This is a genomic window from Kitasatospora sp. NPDC058184 (assembly GCF_042883725.1).
Taxonomy (GTDB): Bacteria; Actinomycetota; Actinomycetes; order Streptomycetales; family Streptomycetaceae; genus Kitasatospora.
This window is the reverse complement of the sequence record NZ_JBHVVE010000007.1, coordinates 151,558-170,799: the sequence shown is the minus strand read 5'-3', so window position 1 is coordinate 170,799 and position 19,242 is coordinate 151,558. Positions and strand designations below refer to the sequence as shown.

At 72.2% G+C, this 19,242-nt stretch carries 11 protein-coding genes and 3 CRISPR repeat arrays; of the genes, 5 read left to right on the top strand and 6 right to left on the bottom strand.

All coding sequences use genetic code 11. The annotated features are described in order from the left end of the window. Window positions 1-226 precede the first annotated feature (226 nt). A complete protein-coding gene (gene cas3, locus ACFVXH_RS15755) occupies window positions 227-3,127 on the bottom strand; it encodes a CRISPR-associated helicase Cas3' (protein ID WP_387823812.1) in 2,901 nt (966 codons plus the stop codon). A 173-nt stretch (window positions 3,128-3,300) separates the two neighbouring features. Next, a CRISPR array of direct repeats spans window positions 3,301-4,743; the repeat unit is 29 nt; unit sequence GTCGGCCCCGCGCTCGCGGGGGTTGCTCC. Between the two features lie 436 nt (window positions 4,744-5,179). Between cas3 and ACFVXH_RS15750 the strand changes: the two genes are divergently transcribed. The 3 genes from ACFVXH_RS15750 (at window position 5,180) to ACFVXH_RS15740 (ending at window position 7,927) form a co-directional block, all read left to right on the top strand. After that, complete coding sequence (locus tag ACFVXH_RS15750) at window positions 5,180-6,490, top strand: cytochrome P450 (RefSeq protein WP_387823809.1); 1,311 nt, start codon at window positions 5,180-5,182, stop codon at window positions 6,488-6,490. A gap of 243 nt (window positions 6,491-6,733) precedes the next feature. Beyond that, a complete protein-coding gene (locus tag ACFVXH_RS15745; RefSeq protein WP_387823807.1) occupies window positions 6,734-7,042 on the top strand; it encodes a hypothetical protein in 309 nt (102 codons plus the stop codon). Further along, window positions 7,043-7,927, top strand: a complete 885-nt coding sequence (locus ACFVXH_RS15740) for a cytochrome P450 (protein WP_387824256.1) — start codon at window positions 7,043-7,045, stop codon at window positions 7,925-7,927. A gap of 108 nt (window positions 7,928-8,035) precedes the next feature. On the opposite strand, the gene ACFVXH_RS15735 is transcribed toward ACFVXH_RS15740, so the two are convergent. The 5 genes from ACFVXH_RS15735 to ACFVXH_RS15715 all read right to left on the bottom strand — a co-directional run bounded on the left by ACFVXH_RS15735 (window position 8,036) and on the right by ACFVXH_RS15715 (window position 16,212). Beyond that, complete coding sequence (locus ACFVXH_RS15735) at window positions 8,036-8,323, bottom strand: glycosyltransferase (protein WP_380741974.1); 288 nt, start codon at window positions 8,321-8,323, stop codon at window positions 8,036-8,038. A gap of 192 nt (window positions 8,324-8,515) precedes the next feature. Next, a CRISPR array of direct repeats spans window positions 8,516-10,011; the repeat unit is 28 nt; unit sequence GTCGGCCCCGCGCTCGCGGGGGTTGCTC. A gap of 173 nt (window positions 10,012-10,184) precedes the next feature. Beyond that, entirely contained in the window at window positions 10,185-10,472 is a 288-nt protein-coding gene (locus tag ACFVXH_RS15730; protein ID WP_380741972.1) for a nucleotide disphospho-sugar-binding domain-containing protein, read from the bottom strand. Between the two features lie 192 nt (window positions 10,473-10,664). Further along, a CRISPR array of direct repeats spans window positions 10,665-11,296; the repeat unit is 21 nt; unit sequence GTCGGCCCCGCGCTCGCGGGG. A 165-nt stretch (window positions 11,297-11,461) separates the two neighbouring features. Beyond that, window positions 11,462-12,601 carry a nucleotide disphospho-sugar-binding domain-containing protein gene (locus ACFVXH_RS15725; RefSeq protein WP_387823803.1) on the bottom strand — a complete coding sequence of 380 codons (1,140 nt, stop codon included), beginning with the start codon at window positions 12,599-12,601 and terminating at the stop codon, window positions 11,462-11,464. A gap of 60 nt (window positions 12,602-12,661) precedes the next feature. After that, a complete protein-coding gene (locus tag ACFVXH_RS15720; RefSeq protein WP_387823800.1) occupies window positions 12,662-14,017 on the bottom strand; it encodes an acetyl-CoA carboxylase biotin carboxylase subunit family protein in 1,356 nt (451 codons plus the stop codon). Window positions 14,018-14,148: 131 nt separating this feature from the next. After that, complete coding sequence (locus tag ACFVXH_RS15715) at window positions 14,149-16,212, bottom strand: PEP/pyruvate-binding domain-containing protein (protein ID WP_387823797.1); 2,064 nt, start codon at window positions 16,210-16,212, stop codon at window positions 14,149-14,151. Between the two features lie 614 nt (window positions 16,213-16,826). On the opposite strand from ACFVXH_RS15715, the gene ACFVXH_RS15710 reads away from it, so the two are divergent. Together ACFVXH_RS15710 and ACFVXH_RS15705 are read left to right on the top strand one after the other, a co-directional pair. Then, window positions 16,827-18,566, top strand: coding sequence for a peptidoglycan-binding protein (locus tag ACFVXH_RS15710; RefSeq protein ID WP_387823794.1), 1,740 nt, complete (start codon window positions 16,827-16,829; stop codon window positions 18,564-18,566). Window positions 18,567-18,675: 109 nt separating this feature from the next. Beyond that, entirely contained in the window at window positions 18,676-19,059 is a 384-nt protein-coding gene (locus ACFVXH_RS15705; RefSeq protein WP_387823791.1) for a hypothetical protein, read from the top strand. Window positions 19,060-19,242: the final 183 nt, after the last annotated feature.

Here is a 19,242-nt window from a genome sequence, read left to right as displayed (position 1 = left end):
CTCCCAACTGGCTCTGTCTAGCTCGCCGCTGATTCATCGTGGCATCGGTGAAGGTCTGCTGTAGGGCGAATGCTTGAATTGCTCCTCGGCCCCGCAGGATCTTGTGCGCGGGGATGGCCCCTGGCTCTGTCTGCGAGCCGGTCCCGGCTGCAAGTAGGCCCCGCGTTCGCGGGTTTGGAGTCGTGTGGGCGGAGCGGCACTCTGTCTCTCCTGCCCACACACCCCGCTATCGGTACGGTCTTCCTCCGCTCACCACGAGGCCGAGCAGGTCGTCGTAGCGCAGCCGGAAGTCGCCAATGACCGCTTCGCCCTGTCCGTCGAGCTCCAGGGCCAGGCTGTGGCGCAGCCATGGATGGTCCCGCCAGCCCGACAGCGGACCGAGCGCCTGCTCGGCCGCTTCGGTCAGCCTGGCGGGAAGGCGTACCGTGCCGGAGAGCACGTCGTCCACCACCTCCGCCGCGACCTCGCCGTTCGGGCCGAGGCTTCGGCCCGTCACTGCTCGGACGTCGTCCTCCCCGAGACGGCGCACCAGGACGACCTCCGCGCTCGGGTCGCCGTCCCGGACGAGCGCCTCGAACTGCCCCTCGGCCAGCTTGCCGAGGGCGCCGTAGTGCAGACCCGCTAGCGTCTGGGCCCCGTGCTCACCGGCACGGGTCAGCAGGTACCCGGCAGCCTTCGCTCGACGCTCGGTCTGCCGTTCCTCCCACTCCTGCCAGCCCTGCGCCTCGGCCTCGGCCCAGGCCGCCGGGACGACCGGGTCCGTACCGTAGACCCGGGCGACCAGGTCCGGCACCTGGCCAGGGATGCTCCACGCGCCTCCGCCGGACGTCGCCACCCGCTCGACCTCGGCGGCCGTGCGCAGCAGGAGGTAGCGGCCGTAGATCCCCTCGGAGGCCCGCAGGATGTACGGCGCCTTGTCGTCGTCGAGGCCGATGCCGGTGACGACGACGGTGGGCCGGGACAGCGTGTGGGGGCGCTTGACGCCGTCGTGGCGGTGGAGGCGTCCGATGCGCTGGAGGAGCAGGTCCATGGGCGCGAGGTCGGTGATCAGCAGGTCGGCGTCGACGTCGAAGGACTGCTCCGCGAGTTGGGTGGCGACGACGATCAGCCTGTCGGGGCGGTCGGATCCTTCTCTCGGCGGGCCGAGGAGTTCCAGCACCTCCTGGGTGCGGTCGGCCCGGTGGCCTGCGTGCAGACGGGCGTGCAGGAGCCGCACGTCGGCGCCGTACTCCTTGTGGAGGGCGTCGAACGTGGCCTGGGCGCGGGCCACGGTGTTGCGGATGATCAGCACGCATCCGCCGTCGGTCAGCCGCTCCCGCAGGTAGTCGGTCACGGCGGCATCCGCCGGCCCGGTGTCGTCGTCCGCGGCCCGGGCATCCGTCTCCGCCGGCTGCTCGTGGAGCACTTCGACCCGTACCTGGAGATCGTGGCGCCACGACTCGGTGCTCTCCACGAGAACCTCCGGCAGCCCGTCCCGCCCCGGCCAGACCGCCGTCACGTTCGGATAGCCCTGCGGCTCGGGAAGCTCCGGCGCCGCCGGGGCCTCCGCGGACTGCGTGCCGGCCAGGTAGGCGGCGGCCAGATCACGCCGCTGCTCGGGCGGCAGAGTCGCCGAGAGCAGCACCACCGGCACGCCAGCCTGTCCGAGCCACCACAGGCCCTCCAGCAGGAACTGCGACATGTAGACGTCGGCGGCATGGACCTCGTCGAGGATCACGACCTTGCCCATCAGGCCGGCCGTACGCAGCATCACGTGCTTGGTGCGGGTCGCGGCGTACAGGAGCTGGTCGATGGTGCCGACCGCGAACGGGCTCAGCAGACCTCGGCGACGGCCCAGGAACCACTCGGCGGGGACCCTGCGCTCCCCGCCCTCGCAGCCGTCGAAGCAGTCGGTCGACATCCCGAACTCGTCTTCCCCCACGGACGAGTAGTAGGAGTCGGCGTCCTGCCCCCACTCACCGGTGCCCTCCAGGAGGGCGCGCCACTGCTTGTTGACCATCCGCTTGCCGTGCAGCAGCGCGACCTGGTCCTCCAGGCCGTCGCCGACCTCGCGCAGCCACGACCGGACCTGGGTGAACATCGGGTCCGAGGTCGCCTGGGTCGGCATGCCCAGGAACACTCCGTCCGCACCGTGACGGGCGGCCATCAGCTCGGCCGCCGCCAGCGCCGCCTTCGTCTTCCCCTCCCCCATCGGAGCCTCGACGATCACCAGGCCCGGCCCGCCCATCCGGCGCACCACGTCAAGGACCAACTCCTGCGAGGGCCTGGGCCCGTGGCCGAAACGGTCCCGGAACGCCTCCGGACCAGGTACCGGCAGCGCTCCCCACCCACCGCGCAGTCCGAGCCGCGCCCACGCTGCCGCGGCCCGCTGCCGCGCCTGCGGCATCGTCACCCTCGCCAGATCCGACACGCCCGTGAAGTGCCGCTCGTCGCTGGCGATCCAGTCCGCCATCACCACGAAGCCGGCCAGTTGGAGCTGCACCACTCGGCTCGGCACCTCCAGAGGTTCGACGGCGGCAAGCGGCGCCTCGCCCTCGTAGCCGAGCTCCCGGGAGAAGACCTCCACCAGCGCCGACTGCGCGAGCTTCCAGGGCCGGCTGTTTCCCTGCAGCCTCTCGTTCCTCTTCGGCGGGCTCAGCTGCCCCAGGGTCGGGACCAGACCGTGGTGGCCGGCGACCAGCGGCCAGACCCAACCGACCTGCTCCTTCGACCACGTCGCTTCGGTGAGCAGCGCCCTCAACACGCGGGCACCGGCTTTGTCGTGCCGCCAGGACACCCCCTTCACCGCGTACTTGTCCCAGCTCAGGCCCGCCTGGCGGACCGCGGCCTCGCCAGCGGGGTCGAGGCACTGGAACACCGGGGTGGCCTTGCCGCAGTCATGGATCCCGCACAACCAGGCGAACAGACGCCGCCCCTTGCCCGGCCCGCCCGCGACGGCGTCCAGACGCCACCGCGTCACCGGCGGCAGGTATCGGTCCCAGACGATCTCCGCCACGGCAGCGGTGTCCAGCATGTGCGACAACAGCAGGTTGGCCGTCCCTCCGGCCCGCCCGGCAGACTTGCCCCACAGGGCACCCAACCAGCCCTCTACCTCAGGCGGGTACCACTGCCAGCGGTCATAAACCATCGCCTCGACCTCCATGTCCGAGTACGCTTCGAAGCCTAGGTCGAGGCACTGACAATCCACCCGGAATATGAGAAGACACTGTGGCAGGCGCATGAGCTCTGCTATGCGCAGCCAACCGAATCGAACTGAATCAATCGGCGCCCACTGACAGAGATCAGCGCAGGTCAGGAAGTGTCGGCCCCGCGCTCGCGGGGATTACTCTTCTGCTCCATACCCAAGACAATAGACCGGGCTGTCGGCCCCGCGCTCGCGGGGATTACTCCCGCCTCGCGTTCGCCCAGGCCGGGCCCGCGCAGTCGGCCCCGCGCTCGCGGGGATTACTCCCACGGCTACCCGCTCGCCGTCCGCGTCCTGACCGGCGGCTACCGTCGGCCCCGCGCTCGCGGGGATTACTCCGCGCCGGTGACCGCGTTGTCCCGCCACTGGCCGTCGGCCCCGCGCTCGCGGGGATTACTCCGCGGACCGCTCGAACTCCGGCACCTTGCTGCGGTCGGCCCCGCGCTCGCGGGGATTACTCTCGCACTTGTGGCGGACGACGTCGGCGGCCAGCGTCGGCCCCGCGCTCGCGGGGATTACTCCAGGGCGTCCTCCGCGCCCAGCTCTCCAGGGCGGTCGGCCCCGCGCTCGCGGGGGTTGCTCCCCGATCGGATCAAGCCCAGAATGTGGGCGATAGTCGGCCCCGCGCTCGCGGGGGTTGCTCCGGCTACGCGGCCACCTCCGGATTCATGCTGGAGTCGGCCCCGCGCTCGCGGGGGTTGCTCCTGCTGGTAGTCACGGATCCCGACAGCACCGGTGTCGGCCCCGCGCTCGCGGGGGTTGCTCCCAGCGCCACCGGACAATCTGCATTCTGGACGAGTCGGCCCCGCGCTCGCGGGGGTTGCTCCCCGTACGCCGAGGCGCTCCCGGCGCTGGCGATGTCGGCCCCGCGCTCGCGGGGGTTGCTCCGCCTACCAGCTGATCGGGGGTGCGTGATGGCCGTCGGCCCCGCGCTCGCGGGGGTTACTCCCCGAAGCAAGCTCACCGAGGGGCAGTTCGAAGGTCGGCCCCGCGCTCGCGGGGGTTGCTCCCTGCAAGGCCGGAGGGGAGGGAACGGCACCCGGTCGGCCCCGCGCTCGCGGGGGTTGCTCCGGGAGACACACCATGCACACCCGCCGTACCCCGTCGGCCCCGCGCTCGCGGGGGTTGCTCCATCAAGGTCGCGTGGGTGACCAGCGTGGCGAAGTCGGCCCCGCGCTCGCGGGGGTTGCTCCCACCGGCCGTTACCGTACGCCGCGCTGGCCTGGTCGGCCCCGCGCTCGCGGGGGTTGCTCCGACACTCGGCGCCTGGCGCAGAATGCGCGGCTGTCGGCCCCGCGCTCGCGGGGGTTGCTCCGACAAGCCGGCGGACCTGTCGGCCCCGGCCGAGGTCGGCCCCGCGCTCGCGGGGGTTGCTCCATCCCCGGCCAGCTGCGCGACCCGGGCCCGCTGTCGGCCCCGCGCTCGCGGGGGTTGCTCCCGTCAGAGAATCACCACTACCAGGCACCCCTGGTCGGCCCCGCGCTCGCGGGGTTGCTCCACCGCGAGAGTCGCGATGGCTGCGGTCGCCCCGTCGGCCCCGCGCTCGCGGGGGTTGCTCCCTGGCCTGACAGGCACTCGTAGAAGGCAGCCTTCCGCGTACGTCGGCTGGCGGGTAGGGGATCGCGGGGCGGCCTTTCGGAAGCTGCCGGGCGAGAGCGCGCTTGAACGCCGGGCGGCGGCCGCGCGGAGAGAAGAGGGGTTCCGTACGAACTACGCTCGGCGCCGTGCAGGTAGGCGGGGCCGGTGGGGAGGGGTACGGGGTGGCTCAGGTGGTGGGGTGGGCAGAGTTGCGCTTTCGGTGCTGAGCTTGCGCCGGCGGCCCCGGTCCGTCGTGGCGGTAGGGGGACTTCGTCCGGCCTGCGCTGCGGGCTCCGGCCGGACCCGCCAGGTCGGTGCCCGGGTGTCACACCTGCGGGGGACGAGGCCGTGACCGAATCCGGCCGGGCGGAGTTGCAGGAGTGCATGAGCGGCGTGTTCACAGAGTTGAGGTGCGTCATGACGACCAGCCCGGCGAATCCGCGCGAGGTTTCCGACCGTGACTCCGACGCGCCCGGCCAACCGGAGTTCTCCGCCTGCCCGTTGCTCTTCGATCCGCAGTGCCCGGAGCTGCCCGAGGACGTGCTCGGCGGGCTGCGGGAGCAGGCCCCCGTCGTGCGGATCACCCTGCCCGGCGGGCTGCCGGCGTGGATGATCACCCGGTTCGACGACGTCCGGGCCGGGCTCGGGGACCCGCGGCTGGTGCAGTCCCCGCTCTCCGTGCCGGGGTTCGCCGGCGAGGACCCCCGCATGGCGCAGATCCGGTGGCTCGGCCTGCCGGAGCGGATGAACCAGTACCTACTGCGCGCCCTGCTGGACCTCGACGCGCCCGACCACACCCGGCTGCGCAAGGCGGTCGCGCCGCACTTCACCGCGCGCCGCATCCACGCGCTGCAACCCCGGGTGGAGCAGATCACCGACCGGCTCCTGAGCGAACTGCCCGGACGGGCGGCCGCCGACGGCAGCGTCGACTTCATCGAGGAGGTCGCCTTCCCCCTCTCGATCACGGTGATCTGCGAGATGGTGGGCATTCCCGAACAGGACCGCCCGCTGTGGCGCCGTTGGGCGGACGACCTCAACGGCCTGGACACCGACCTCGTCCGCGACTCCGCGCCCGCCCTCGTGGACCACGTGCTCGCGCTGATCGAGGAGCGTCGGCGCACCCCCGGCGACGACCTCATCAGCGCGATGGTGACGCCCTCCCCGGACGGTGAACCTCCCCTCCCGGAGCGGGACATCGTCACGATGACGATGCTGGTGACCAACGTCGGCTACGAGAACACCGCCTACTTCCTCGCCAACGGCCTCGCCGCCCTGCTCGCCCACCCCGACCAGCTGGACCTGCTGCGCGACGACCCCGCCCTGCTCCCCTTGGCCGTGACGGAGCTGCTGCGCTGGGGCGGCTCCGTCCCGGCGACCCGGCCGCGCTTCGCCGCTCAGGACATCGACCTGCACGACACCCGCATCCGGGCCGGCGAGGCCGTCGTCCTCTCGCTCCTCGGTGCCAACCGCGACCGCCGGTACCACCCCGACGCCGACCGGTTCGACATCACCCGCTACCAGGACGCACAGGACGACCACGTCGCCCTCGGCCACGGCGCCCACTTCTGCCTCGGCGCCGCCCTCGTCCGCCTGGAGACGCAGGTCCTGCTCGGCGCACTGACCGCCCGGTTCCCCGGCCTCCGGCTGGCCGTCGCCCCGGACCGGCTGGAACGCGTCCACGTGCCGGGCGTGGGCCGCCGACTCACCCACCTCCCGCTTCACCTGTGAGCGGCCGGCGGGCCCGGGCCCTGGACGTCCTTCGCCTCCCGGGACCCCTCCGCCGCAGAGATGTCCGACCGCCTCAGACAGGCCCGACCGGTGCCCGAGGCACCGGGCCGCCCCGGAAAGGGACGACGCACGATGCCGAACGACCAGGCGGTAGCACCGCCGGCACCCGTACCAACGCCGGTACCTGCACCCGCACCCGTACTCGCCGAGCACGCCGGCGGGTGTCCGGTCCGCGAGAGCCGGATGCCCGACGGGTCCATGGGCTGGGTGGCGTCCGGCTTCGCCGAGGTCCGCGATGTCCTCACCGACCCCCGCCTGACCAGCGCACCCTCCGCCCTCGCCGCCGACGGCTCCCCCGACCCGCGCATCGCCGGCCTGACCGCGCTCGGGCTGCCGCCGGAGACGCACCACTACTTCCTCAACGCCATCGTCGACTTGGACCCCCCGCGCCACACCCGCCTGCGTCGGCTGGTGTCCCGCGAGTTCACCGCCCGCCGCATCCAGCTCCTCGCCCCGTCGATCGAGCTGATCACCGACCGCCTGCTCGACTAACTGCCCGACCACCGTGACGAGTTCGGCGTCGTCGACCTCGTCGAGCACTTCGCCTACCCGCTGCCGGTCGCCGTCATCTGCGAACTGGTCGGCGTCCCGGAGCCCGACCGGCACCTCTGGTCCGACTGGAGCCGGAACCTGACGGCCGGCCACACCGAACGGCTGCGGACGGCGACACCCGCCCTGGTCCGGCACGTCCGGGAGCTGATCGACCGCCGCCGCGCGGAGCCCGGCAGCGACCTCATCAGCGGGATGCTCCAGGCGCGAGACGACAGCGCGGACATCGGCCCGAACGGCGGCCCGGACGGCAGCCCCTCCAACGCGGCAATGAGCGAGGACGAGATGGTCAGCATGACCCTCATCCTCGTCCTGGCCGGCCACGAGACCACCGCCCACCTGATCGCCAATGGCACCCTGGCCCTGCTCACCCACCCCGACCAGCTCGCCCTGCTGCGCCAGGACCGCACGCTGCTGCCACACGCCGTCGAGGAACTGCTGCGCTGGTGCGGCCCGGTACCCTCCGCCCGCCTGCGGTACGCCGACCGCGACCTCGTCCTGCGGGGCGTGCACATCCGCAGGGGCCAGGCCGTCCACCCCCACCTCGACGCCGCCAACCTCGACCTGCGGCACCACGACCGCGCCGAGCGGCTCGACCTGACCCGGAAGCGGGCCGCCCAGGCCGACCACCACCTCTCGTTCGGGTACGGCATCCACTTCTGCCTGGGCGCGGCGCTGGCCAGGCTGGAAGCGGCCATCGCCTTCGGGCGGCTCCTCAACCGCTACCCCGGACTGTCGCTCGCGGCCGACCCCGGCACCCTGATCCCCGGCGACCGCCCGGTCGGCTGGGAGCTGAACCACCTGCCGCTGCACCTGGGGCGGGTCTGACGGACCGTCCGGTGACGGGCGGTGGGCCCCCGGATCGGTCGGCGCTGGGCGGCATCCGGACGGAGGGGGGTTCCGTGCGGACGGCGGCCGGCGCCGGGGGCGGGGGGCTCAGGTGGTGGGGTGGGCGAAGGTGGTGAGGTGCTTCGCCACAGTGGTCGGGCTGGGCATCGCCGCGATTTCGGTGCTGACTTCGCGGGCGGCGCGGGTCATGGTGTCGTCGGTGAGAAGGCGGTGGAGCAGGGCCGGTGTGATCTCCTCAGCGGTCGCGCTGAGCCCGGCTCCGCGCTGGTGTACGGCGGCCGCGGCGATGAAGCGGTCCGAGCCATCAGGCAGGATGAGTTGGGGGATGCCCGCGTCGAGTGCGCCGAGGGCGGTGCTGCTGTCGCCGGGTACCACTGCCAGCGGTCACCGGCCATGCCTCGACCTCCATGTCCGAGTACGCTTCGGAGCGTAGATCGAGGCCCTGACAATCCGTCCTGGATTCACGAAGAGACAACGATCGGCGCATGAGGTCTGCTCTGGGAAGCCCACCGAATCGAACTGAATCAACCGGCGCCAGTTGACGCAGATCACCGCAGGTCAGGAAGTGTCGGCCCCGCGCTCGCGGGGGTTGCTCCCAGCCGATCGTCGGCCCGTTCGACGCCTGGTGGGTCGGCCCCGCGCTCGCGGGGGTTGCTCCACCGACGACGGCTCGTACCTGCCGCGCGCGTGGTCGGCCCCGCGCTCGCGGGGGTTGCTCCCCCCAGGCCGTCTCCGAGGCCATCGCGGCCTAGTCGGCCCCGCGCTCGCGGGGGTTGCTCCTCGGTGTGACCAGACAGACCAAGTGGGAGCAGGTCGGCCCCGCGCTCGCGGGGGTTGCTCCCGGCGGTACCGTCAGGGGCTCCCGCCAGGACGGTCGGCCCCGCGCTCGCGGGGGTTGCTCCGTCCGACTCCTGCTGCCGGACGCCAACGGCGGGTCGGCCCCGCGCTCGCGGGGGTTGCTCCTCGGTCTCGACCTCCGCGATGCCCTCCGCCCTGTCGGCCCCGCGCTCGCGGGGGTTGCTCTCCGATGGATTATCGGGATATGTACCGGTGGGAGTCGGCCCCGCGCTCGCGGGGGTTGCTCTCGCTTCGCGGTGTCCACCTGGTTGGGCAGCGTGGTCGGCCCCGCGCTCGCGGGGGTTGCTCCCCCACCGGCTACACCGGCCGGTACCGCATCGTGTCGGCCCCGCGCTCGCGGGGGTTGCTCCCCGTTCGCGGACCAGAAGATCCCCGCGACCCCGGTCGGCCCCGCGCTCGCGGGGGTTGCTCTGACGGACAGTGCTGCACGCTTCAAAAGTCCCAGTCGGCCCCGCGCTCGCGGGGGTTGCTCCGGTGATCGTTTCGCTCTGCATCGGGTTCCTCCGTCGGCCCCGCGCTCGCGGGGGTTGCTCCTCGCCGTCGAGTGCGAGGAGAAGGACGTCACGGTCGGCCCCGCGCTCGCGGGGGTTGCTCCTTCGAGAACGGCGTCATCAGCATCCGCGCCGAGTCGGCCCCGCGCTCGCGGGGGTTGCTCCTCCCCCTTCCCGTCTCTTACTTGAGGAGAAGAGTCGGCCCCGCGCTCGCGGGGGTTGCTCCCTCGGAGACGTCCTCAAGGTGTACCGGGCACTGTCGGCCCCGCGCTCGCGGGGTTGCTCCCTGAGCGCGGAAGTCATGCGCCTTCCAGTGCTGTCGGCCCCGCGCTCGCGGGGATTGCTCCCGGGTCAGGTCCGGGGCAACCCGGACCGCGGCGTCGACCCCGCGCTCGCGGGGGTTGCTCCACGGTGTACGGCCGCCTCGACTCCCTGGTCACGTCGGCCCCGCGCTCGCGGGGGTCGCTCCTCGCCCGGCGCCCAGATCCCCGGGTAGTCGTCGTCGGCCCCGCGCTCGCGGGGGTTGCTCTGCATCACCCCGGCCCCCGTGCAACCCCAGGAAGTCGGCCCCGCGCTCGCGGGGGGTTACTCCGTGGCCTGATCGACATCGCTCTCTGGCCGTACGTCGGCCCTGCGCTCGCGGGGGTTGCTCCCGGAGGGACGCCAACCGTCTCGGCGTGATCCTGTCGGCCCCGCGCTCGCGGGGGTTGCTCCCTTGCCTGACAGACCTCGCAGAAGGGGGCCTTCGGCGTACGTCGGCAGGCGGGCGTAGGGGTCGCGATGCAGGCGCTTAGAAGGTGCCGGACGGGAAGGCGCGTTGGCGCCGGGCGGCATCCGCACAAAGGGGGTTCCCCGTGCGGACGGCGCCGGGCGTCGGGCGGACTGGCTCAGGTGGTGGGGCGGGCGAGGGTGGTGAGGAGCTCCGCCACGACGGTCGGGCTGGGCATCGCCGCGATCTCGGTGCTGACCTCGCGGGCGGCGCGGGTCAGGGCGTCGTCGGTGAGGAGGCGGCGGAGCAGGGCCGGGGTGATCTCCTCGGCGGTCGCGCTGAGGCCTGCGCCACGCTGGTGCGCGGCGGCTGCGGTGATGAAGCGGTCGGAGCCGTCGGGCAGGATGAGTTGGGGGATGCCCGCGTCGAGTGCGCCGAGGGCGGTGCTGCTGTCGCCGGGTACCACTGCCAGCGGTCATCGGCCATGTCTCGACCTCCATGTCCGAGTACGCTTCGGAGCGTAGATCGAGGCCCTGACAATCGACCTTGGATTCACAAATAGACAACGATCGGCGGATGAGGTCTGCTCTGGGAAGCCCACCGAATCGAACTGAATCAACCGGCGCCAGTTGACGCAGATCACCGCAGGTCAGGAAGTGTCGGCCCCGCGCTCGCGGGGATTGCTCACGGGCCCGCTGACGACGAGGGGAAACGGATTGGTCGGCCCCGCGCTCGCGGGGATTGCTCTCAGGTCCGCGTGGCCATTACCGGCGCCGCGTACGTCGGCCCCGCGCTCGCGAGGGTTGCTCCGCCTTCGTCCTCGCGATGATGGCGAAGTCCCTGTCGGCCCCGCGCTCGCGGGGGTTGCTCTCGGCCTGGTCAGCGTCCCGTCCGGCCCCACACCGTCGGCCCCGCGCCCGCGGGGGTTGCTCCGGGATCGGCGGGCCGCCCCCGCCCCCGCCCGCGTCGGCCCCGCGCTCGCGGGGGTTGCTCTCTCAGGTGCGCGCGGTCGCGGTCGTCCCACTCGCCGGCCCCACGCTCGCGGGAGTTGCTCCTGCTGGAGGCCGGAGTACAGGGAGATGTCCAGGTCGGCCCCGCGCTCGCGGGGGTTGCTCCCAGTCCGAGAGGGTTCGGGAAGTGCGCCGCTTGTCGGCCCCGCGCTCGCGGGGATTGCTCCCGGTCGATGTCGGCAGGGGTGCTCCAGCCGCGGTCGGCCCCGCGCTCGCGGGGATTGCTCCCGGCCGGGTGATCGACGAGGCGATCGCCGCGGTCGGCCCCGCGTTCGCGGGGTTGCTCCTCTACCTGGTAGGCCCGCGCAGAAGGGAGCCCCCCGGCGCGTGCCGGGGGGCTCTCATTGTGGCGTCTCGGTGCTGACCGAGTGGGCCCCTGTCGCACGGCGGCCAACTGGTGTGGGGATCTCGGGGCAGGCCCTCGGGAGGTGCCGGGTGGGGTGGCTCAGGGGGTGCGGCGGGCGAGGGTGATGAGGTGAGACGCCACGGTGGTCGGGCTGGGCATCGCCGCGATTTCGGTGCTGACCTCGCGGGCGGCGCGGGTCAGGGCGTCGTCGGTGAGGAGGCGGTGGAGCAGGGCCGGGGTGATCTCCTCGGCGGTCGCGCTGAGGCCGGCTCCGCGCTGGTGGACGGCGGCCGCGGTGATGAAGCGGTCGGAGCCGTCGGGCAGGACCAACTGGGGGATACCCGCGTCGAGGGCGCCGAGGGCCGTGCTGCTGCCGCCGTGGTGGATGGCGGCGGCGCAGGTCGACAGCAGGGCCTGCCAGGGGACCCAGCCGTACGGGCGGACGTTGTCCGGCAGGCTGCCGAGCGTGCCGAGGTCGAGGTCGCCGGTGGCGAGGACGAACTCGGCGTCGATGTCGGCGGCTGCCGCGATCACCCGCTCGATCCTGGTGAGGCCGTCGGTCTTGGGCGGGACGGTGCCCAGCGTCACCGCCACGCGCGGGCGGTGGGCGGGTGCAGCCAGCTCGGCGGGGACGTCGCCTTCGCCGTTGTAGGCGACGGGCCGCATCGAGGAGCCGTACCGCTCGTCGCCGGCCATGCTGGGCGGCGCGAGGTCGATGGTGTCCGCCGGGTCGGGCAGCCAGTCGATTCCGTGCCGGGCGAAGGTGTCCGCCATTTCGGCGAGCATCAGCGCGCGCAGCTTCGGGGTGCGGGCGAATCCCAGGTCGTGCTGGACGGCGGGCACGCCGAGGCGGGTCGCCGCGAGCAGGGCCACCGGGAACTGGTACTCGTACACCACCAGGTCCGGCCGCCACTGCGCGGCGAGTTCGACCGTCTCGTCGGCGACCCGGCTGTTGACGTGGGCGGCCAGCGGGACGAAGGCCTCGCGGTCGGCCGAGTTGCTCTCGACCACCCGCCGCATCAGGTCGGGCCGCCGGGTGCGGCCGGCCTCCCTGATCTCCTTGCGCCAGTCGACCCCGGGCGCGATGGGCAGGTACGGCAGCCCGGACGCGGCGACCCCTTCGCCGCCGTCCATCGAGGCCACCGCGACCTCGTGGCCGAGCTCGCGCATCGCCCTGGCCAGTGGGACCAGCGGGAAGAGGTGGCCCAGGCCGGGTGCGCCGGCGAACAGTACACGCATGATGGAACCTCGGGGAGAAGGAGAAAGAGGGAGAGGGAGGGGATGGGAGGAGGAGGGGGGTCAGGAGGCGGCCCGGTGCAGGGCGGCTTCCATGCCGTTCAGCACGGCGTTGCAGTCGCGCCGCAGGGTGGCGGCGTCGACGGCGCTGAGCAGGTAGACCCCGAGCCAGTTGCGCGAGCCGGCGGACGGGTCGAAGGCGGGGACGGGTCGGCCGGCGGGCATCGCGAAGGCGGGGACGGCTTCGATGGTGCTGCCCGGGGAGAGCAGGCTCTGCCAGTCGACGGCCTGCGGGTTCCAGAGCGGGGTGCTCTGCCAGGGCACGCCCGAGGCGTCGGCCGGGACGACGGCCAGCGACGCGGCGGCCCGGGTGCCGGTGGTGGGCATGGCCTCGGGGTAGTCGACGCGCTCGCCGAGCAGTTGGCGGACCAGCATGCCGATCGGGTCGAGTCCGAAGACCTCGTGGACCTGCCTGGTGGTGAGCAGGCCGCCGAACCTGGCCGCGGTCTCGATGACGACCAGTTCGCCGTCCTTCATCAGCTTCAGCTCGGTGTGGGTGCCGCAGTTCTCCAGCCCGAGCGCGTCGACGGCCTGTCGGGAGACCTCCTCGATCCGGCGCTGGACCGGCACCGTCATGACGGAGGGCGAGGTGCTGGCGACCTCGACGAAGGACGGTACGGTCGGCAGCTTGGCGGTGATGGCCAGGGGGCGGTAGAAGCCGTCCGCGACGATCCCCTCCACGCTGACGTAGTCGCCATAGCCGGGCTCCTCGTACCAGCCCTCGGTGGAGCCCTGGGCGATCTCCTCGACGAGGCGGTCGTGGTCGGTGTCGGCGGCGTAGAGCTCGTTCATACCGACCCGGCTGCCGGCCTGGAGTCCGCGCTCGATCTCGGCCCACGCCGGGGCGGCGTCCTCGGGCTTGTCCAGCACGATCTGGGCGACCGACCCGGCGCCCCAGGCCGGCTTGAGCAGCAGCGGGGGTGTGAACTCGGCCAGCGCGGTGTCCAGGTCGGCGAGGCTGTCGACCCGGCGGAACGCGGGTATCGGGACCCCGGCGGCGGCCCAGGCCTCGCGCATCAGCCGCTTGTCCCTGGCGCGGACGATCCCCTCGCCGGGGCCGGCCAGGTTGAGGCGGATCGCGGCCTGGGCGACGGCGAGGACCGCGAACTCCGAGAGGGTCAGCACCGCGTCGGCTCCGATGGCCTTCGCGTACTCGACGATCAGCTCGACCAGGTCGTCCCCGCGCGGCGCCTCGGGCACCAGCTCGATGCTGGTGCAGCTGGGCCGCCACACGTCCTCCCCGGACGCGGGCAGCGGCGCCAGTGCGAGGACGTGCAGCTCCCCGCAGGCGGCGATGCGCGGGAAGGCGTACTCCAGCGGGGCGCCGCCCTTGACGTAGACGTACAGAATCCGGTTCAACGTACTTGCTCCTGAGGGAAGTTCACTCGTGGGCGGCCGCGGGAAAGGGCGCGGAGGGGCACACGGGCGCGCTCGTGCGCGGGCCCGTGCGGTGTTCCGGCGACATCAGCCGACGGTGTCGGCCGGCCGTGTCAGCCGGCGGTGCGGAAGGGCCGCAGCTGCAGCAGGCTGATCTGGTCGCCCTCGATCGCCCACTCGATGTCGACCGGGGTTGCGTACGTCTCGTCGGGCGAGAAGTGCGACTGCAACAGCCTGCTGATCAGGGCCAGTCGGCGTACGAGGTCCTTGGTCCCGGCGTCCAGGTCGGTGGCGGCGGTGCCGAGCGAGACGGTGCGGCTGCCGCCTTCCATGGTGTTGCACAGGTACTGGAGCGGGGCGCCCCGGCCGGAGACCACGTCGGTCACGGAGCGCGGCGAGATGTTGAGGTAGACGTTGCGGAAGTCCTGCGGGCTCAGCGGGTTGCAGGTGACCAGGACGCCGCCGACGGTGGCTCCGACCTGTTCCTGGACGATCACGGCCATCCGGCAGTGGTCCAGGGGGATGCCCGCCTGGCGGCGCAGCAGGACCGCGCGGGGTGAGAACAGCGAGGCCCAGACCTCGCGGACCGCGTCGAGGACGGCGTCCGTGCCGCTGACGTCGGCCACCGATTCGTAGAGTCCGGCGGCGGAGAAGCCGGCCAGGTCCTCGGCGTTGGAGGAGCTGCGGACGACCTGGACGCGGGCGCCGTACAGGTGCCGGTCGATCGCCCGGTCGATCTCGGTGCGGATCGGGTCGGGCAGCGGGGTGTCGCGGATCAGCCGCTGGGCGTCGAGGCAGAGGGCCTCGATGCGCTCCTCGATGCGTTCCTCGATCCGCGTCCCCTCGTGGAGCGAAATCCCGTCCCGGAGGGCGGAGTCCAGCCGGTCGACGGCGGTGCGGAGTTCCGCCGAGGAGTCGAGGAAGCGCTGCTGGAGGGAGAACGGCAGCACGATGCCGCGCGGCACGTGGGCATACTCCTTCACCAGGAGTTGCGCGGCGGCGTCCAGTTCGGTCCTGTCCGCGTCCTCCGGGGCGCCGAGTTGCCGGGCGAGGTAGCGGAGCAGGTTGTCCCGGGGCGGCCGGGGCACGCTGTAGAAGCCGAGCCAGCGCGGTGAGCCGTGCTGGAGCAGGTGGGTGAGTTCGCCGAGGTTGGCGGCCTTGGTGCCGAACCGGACGTGGTCCCCTTCGCGCAGTGCGGACAGCGGGGTGACCGGCGTGGGCGTGAGGTCGGGCAGGTCCACGGCGACGCGGTCGGCCGGCGGGGTCGGCGGGGCTTCCTCGCGGTCGCCGGGCCGGGCGGCTTCGAGGAGGAGCTCTCCGCCGTCGGCTTCGACACGGTAGTGCACCCAACATCGGTCGCGCAGCCCGGCGCGGTCGATCCGCTCGGCGGCTTCGACGCCGACGGCGTTGGGGATGCGCCATCCGGCGGCCATCACGTTGATGTGGGAGAGCGGTGTGGTGTGCTCGGTGTGGATGATTCCGGAGACCCGGGGGATGTCCTCGGGCACCCGGGGCATCACCACGATGTCGTGCCACTCCAGCGGCTCGGGGTCGGCCCGGTACTCGTCCTCCGAGCCGAACACGCGCAGCCGTCCGTGGGCGGTCCCGGCGTTCAGCGGTACGTAGGAGGCCGCGGAGTAGAGCTCGTGGGACAGGACGCGCGGTATCTCGGTCTCCGGTATGCGGGCGAGGTAGCCCTCCTGCTCGTGGCCGGCCGGCTTGAGGACCAGCGGCAGCGAGGGGTCGATGTGCTCGCGCACCCGGTGGTAGAAGAACCGGAGCATGTCCTGGGACATGGTGTCGACGTCGACGGTTTCCAGGGACAGGAAGGTGTCGGCCTCGTGGCCGTTTTCCGCGGCGCGGCGGGTGTGGCGGGCGAGGGTGCCGAGATAGAAGCGACGGTCGGGATTCCGGTACACGTCGTCATTGAACGAATCGAGTCCGCGCGCCAGTTCGTCGATCGACATGCCGAGGATCTCGCACGCGATGTAGCGGACGTGGAGGGTGCCGTCGGCGCTGTCGATGAAGTGGAGCACCGACTCGTCGCGGTCGAGTACGACTTTCACATAGGGATAGCCCCCGACCTGGCCGGCGAGCTCGGAGAACTCCTCCAGGGTGAGCTTTTCGCCGGCGAGGCGGGGCCGCGTGGTCGCGTCGTTGCGATCCGAACGGGTCATGCGCACAGTTCAGCCATTCTTCGTCGTGTACACGATCAGTACACCTGGTGCAGAAGGGTCGGTACGACGGCGCCCACATTGCCATTCGATTTCAATGTTTGACGAATGGTCATGTCACATCAGGCCATCATGGAACGATCCGGCCACGGGAATCCGATAGGGGAATCCGCCCCGCCGCATCAAGCTGTGGTAAAGGTCACAACAAGGGGTGACCGGTGCTTGGTGAGCGATCGAGCATTTCCGGAATCATTGATTCCTGTACGACCTCAGGAGGGCGCGCGCACTCCTCGCGCACCCTCCCCGCGCACCCCGACCGGAGCCGGCCGACGGAGCCGGCCGACGGATCCGGCCGACGGATCCGGCGGTCCCGGCAGCCTCGGCGGCACACCGGGGCAGGACAGGGCGTACGACCCTCCAGTGCCAGTGGCATATTGCCCGGAACGGCCCACTCCCGGATGCGGCGAAAGTGCGTAGATCCCTTGTATTTCAAGGGAGTTGACGCATACCGAGGGGTACGGTGAGGTGGGCATGACGCTCCGGTCGGCGTCGCGTCCCGGGCTCGGGCCCGGGCGGGTCGGCCGTAGCTGCCATCGGCGCGAAGGGGGAGCTTCCTGATGGCATACGCGAAGGGTTATGACGTCTCCGACTTCCAGTCGGGCATTCCGGGGGACGCGGAGTTCGTCTTCATCAAGGCCACCGAGGGCGGCCGCACCGGCCAGTCGGGGTACACCGACAAGCTGGCGGACGCCCGGGGGCGGGGACTGGTGGTCGGGCACTACCACTTCCTGCACGCGGAGAACCCGGTCGACGGCGAGATCGAGCACTTCTGCCGGGTCGTCGGGCAGGTGCCCGCGGGCGAGCTGCTGGTGCTGGACTTCGAGCCGTACGGGCAGTCCGTCGCCGACGGCGACGCGACCGCGGCGAAGAACCAGTGGCTGGCGGCGGTCAAGCAGCGCTACCCGGACCACCTGGTCGGCCTCTACACCAACCGGGACTACTGGTTCCGGACGGACGACAACGCGGGCGACTTCCTGTGGATCGCGGACTACGTGTCCCCGGGTTCGCCGCGCGTCCAGGCGTCCTGGCGCTTCCACCAGTACAGCGACGACCCGCTCGACGCGGACGTCTTCAACGGCTCGCTGGACGAGTTGAGGGCGTGGGCCGGCAGCGGCCAGGCCCCGGCCCCCGACACGCCCGCGCCGACGCCGACGCCGAATCCCACGCCCTCGGTGCCCGACTGGCCGGGGCTGCAGCTGGTGAGCCGGGACCAGTGGGGCGCGCGGGCATGGCGCGAGCCCAACGGTTCGATCCCGTACGCCGGGGCGCGCGCGGGGGTGAAGGTGCACTACCTGGGCACCCGGTACGCCTTCGACACCCACGACACCTGCCCGGCCTACGTGCGGCGCCTCCAGGCCTCGCACATGAACGACGACGGCTGGTCGGACATCGGCTACAGCTTCGTGGTCTGCGAGCACGGCTTCGTGTACGAGGGCCGCGGCCTGAACCGGCGCAACAGCGCCAACGGCGACGTCCCGCTCAACGAGGCCCACTACGCGGTGTGCGGGCTGGTCGGCTCCTCCGGGTCGACGGAGCCGACCCCGGAGCAGCTCAACGGGCTGCGGGACGCGATCGAGTACTGCGAGCAGCAGGGCCCGGCGGGCCCGGAGATCAAGGGGCACCAGGACGGCTACTCGACCGACTGCCCCGGCCCGGCGCTGTACGCCTGGGTGCGGTCCGGTGCGCCGCGCCCGTCCGGGACGGTGGTCACCCCGCCGTCCCAGCCCGCGCCGCAGCCCGACCCGACGCCGGCCCGCTACCAGAGCAGCGTCGGCGGCCTGTCGTACGGCTACGGCGCGCACGGTCCTCAGGTCACCATCGTCGGCGAGGCGCTGGTGGCGGCGAACTTCGGCTCGCACTACACCCAGGGCCCCGGCCCGGACTGGACCGACGCCGACACCCTCAACTACGCCGACTACCAGCGCAGCCTGGGGTACTCGGGCGGGGACGCGGACGGCGTGCCCGGCGAGGCCTCGCTGCGCCGGCTGCTGGGCGGGGCGGTCCCGCTGGCCGAGGTGTCGAAGTCCCGGGTGGTCGCGGCCGCCCGCCAGGACCCGGACGCGGCCCAGGGCGCCACCACGTACCCGGACGACGTGTACACGGTGGAGCAGGCGCTCCGCGCCGAGGGGCTGCTCGACGGGCAGTGGGTCGACGGCTCGTTCGGCACCAGCACCATCGACGCCTACGCCGCCCTGCAGCGCCGGTACGGGTACAGCGGGCAGCAGGCGGACGGCATCCCCGGCATCGACTCGCTGACGCGGCTCGGCCAGGCGCACGGCTTCACGGTCACCGGCTGATCGACGGCCACCGGCTGATCCACAGTCACTGGCTGATCCACGGCCACCGGCCGATCCGCGGTCGCCGGCTGTTCCGCAGTCACCGGCCGACGTCGTCCGAGGAGGATCGATGTACCAAATCGCCCTGTCCCTGTGGCGCACCTGTGTGCCCTACATCGTGGCGTTCCTGGCGGTGCAGGCGGCGCGGCTCGGCCTCCACCTGGACAACGCCTCCGTCACCTCCGCCCTGGTCACCGGCTTCGGTACGGCCTACTACGCGGTGTTCCGCTTCCTGGAGCACCGGTTCGGCGCGACCTGGGGATGGTTCCTGGGGGCCGCCAGGCCGCCGTCCTACCAGCAGCCGGCGGCCACCCCGCCGGCGGCCGCCAAGCCGGTAGCGGCCACGCCGACCACGGCGGCCACCACACCAGCCGCACCGACGGCGACGGATCCGACCACGCCGCCGCCGACGACCACCCGCCCCGACTACCGGAACCTGCCCGAAGGCGGCTGACCGGCCGGACGGGAGACCGACCCGGGGTTGCGGAATTCCCTGCTCCGCAACCCCACGAAATAGGCGCAGTAATACAATTAAGTTTCTCAGTTCAGGTCTTGACGAATAGTCACCCGATTATGAAACTGAGCCTGCCACCACTGCATCGGGCACCATCGGTCCCTTGATGCACGAAGTGAACGG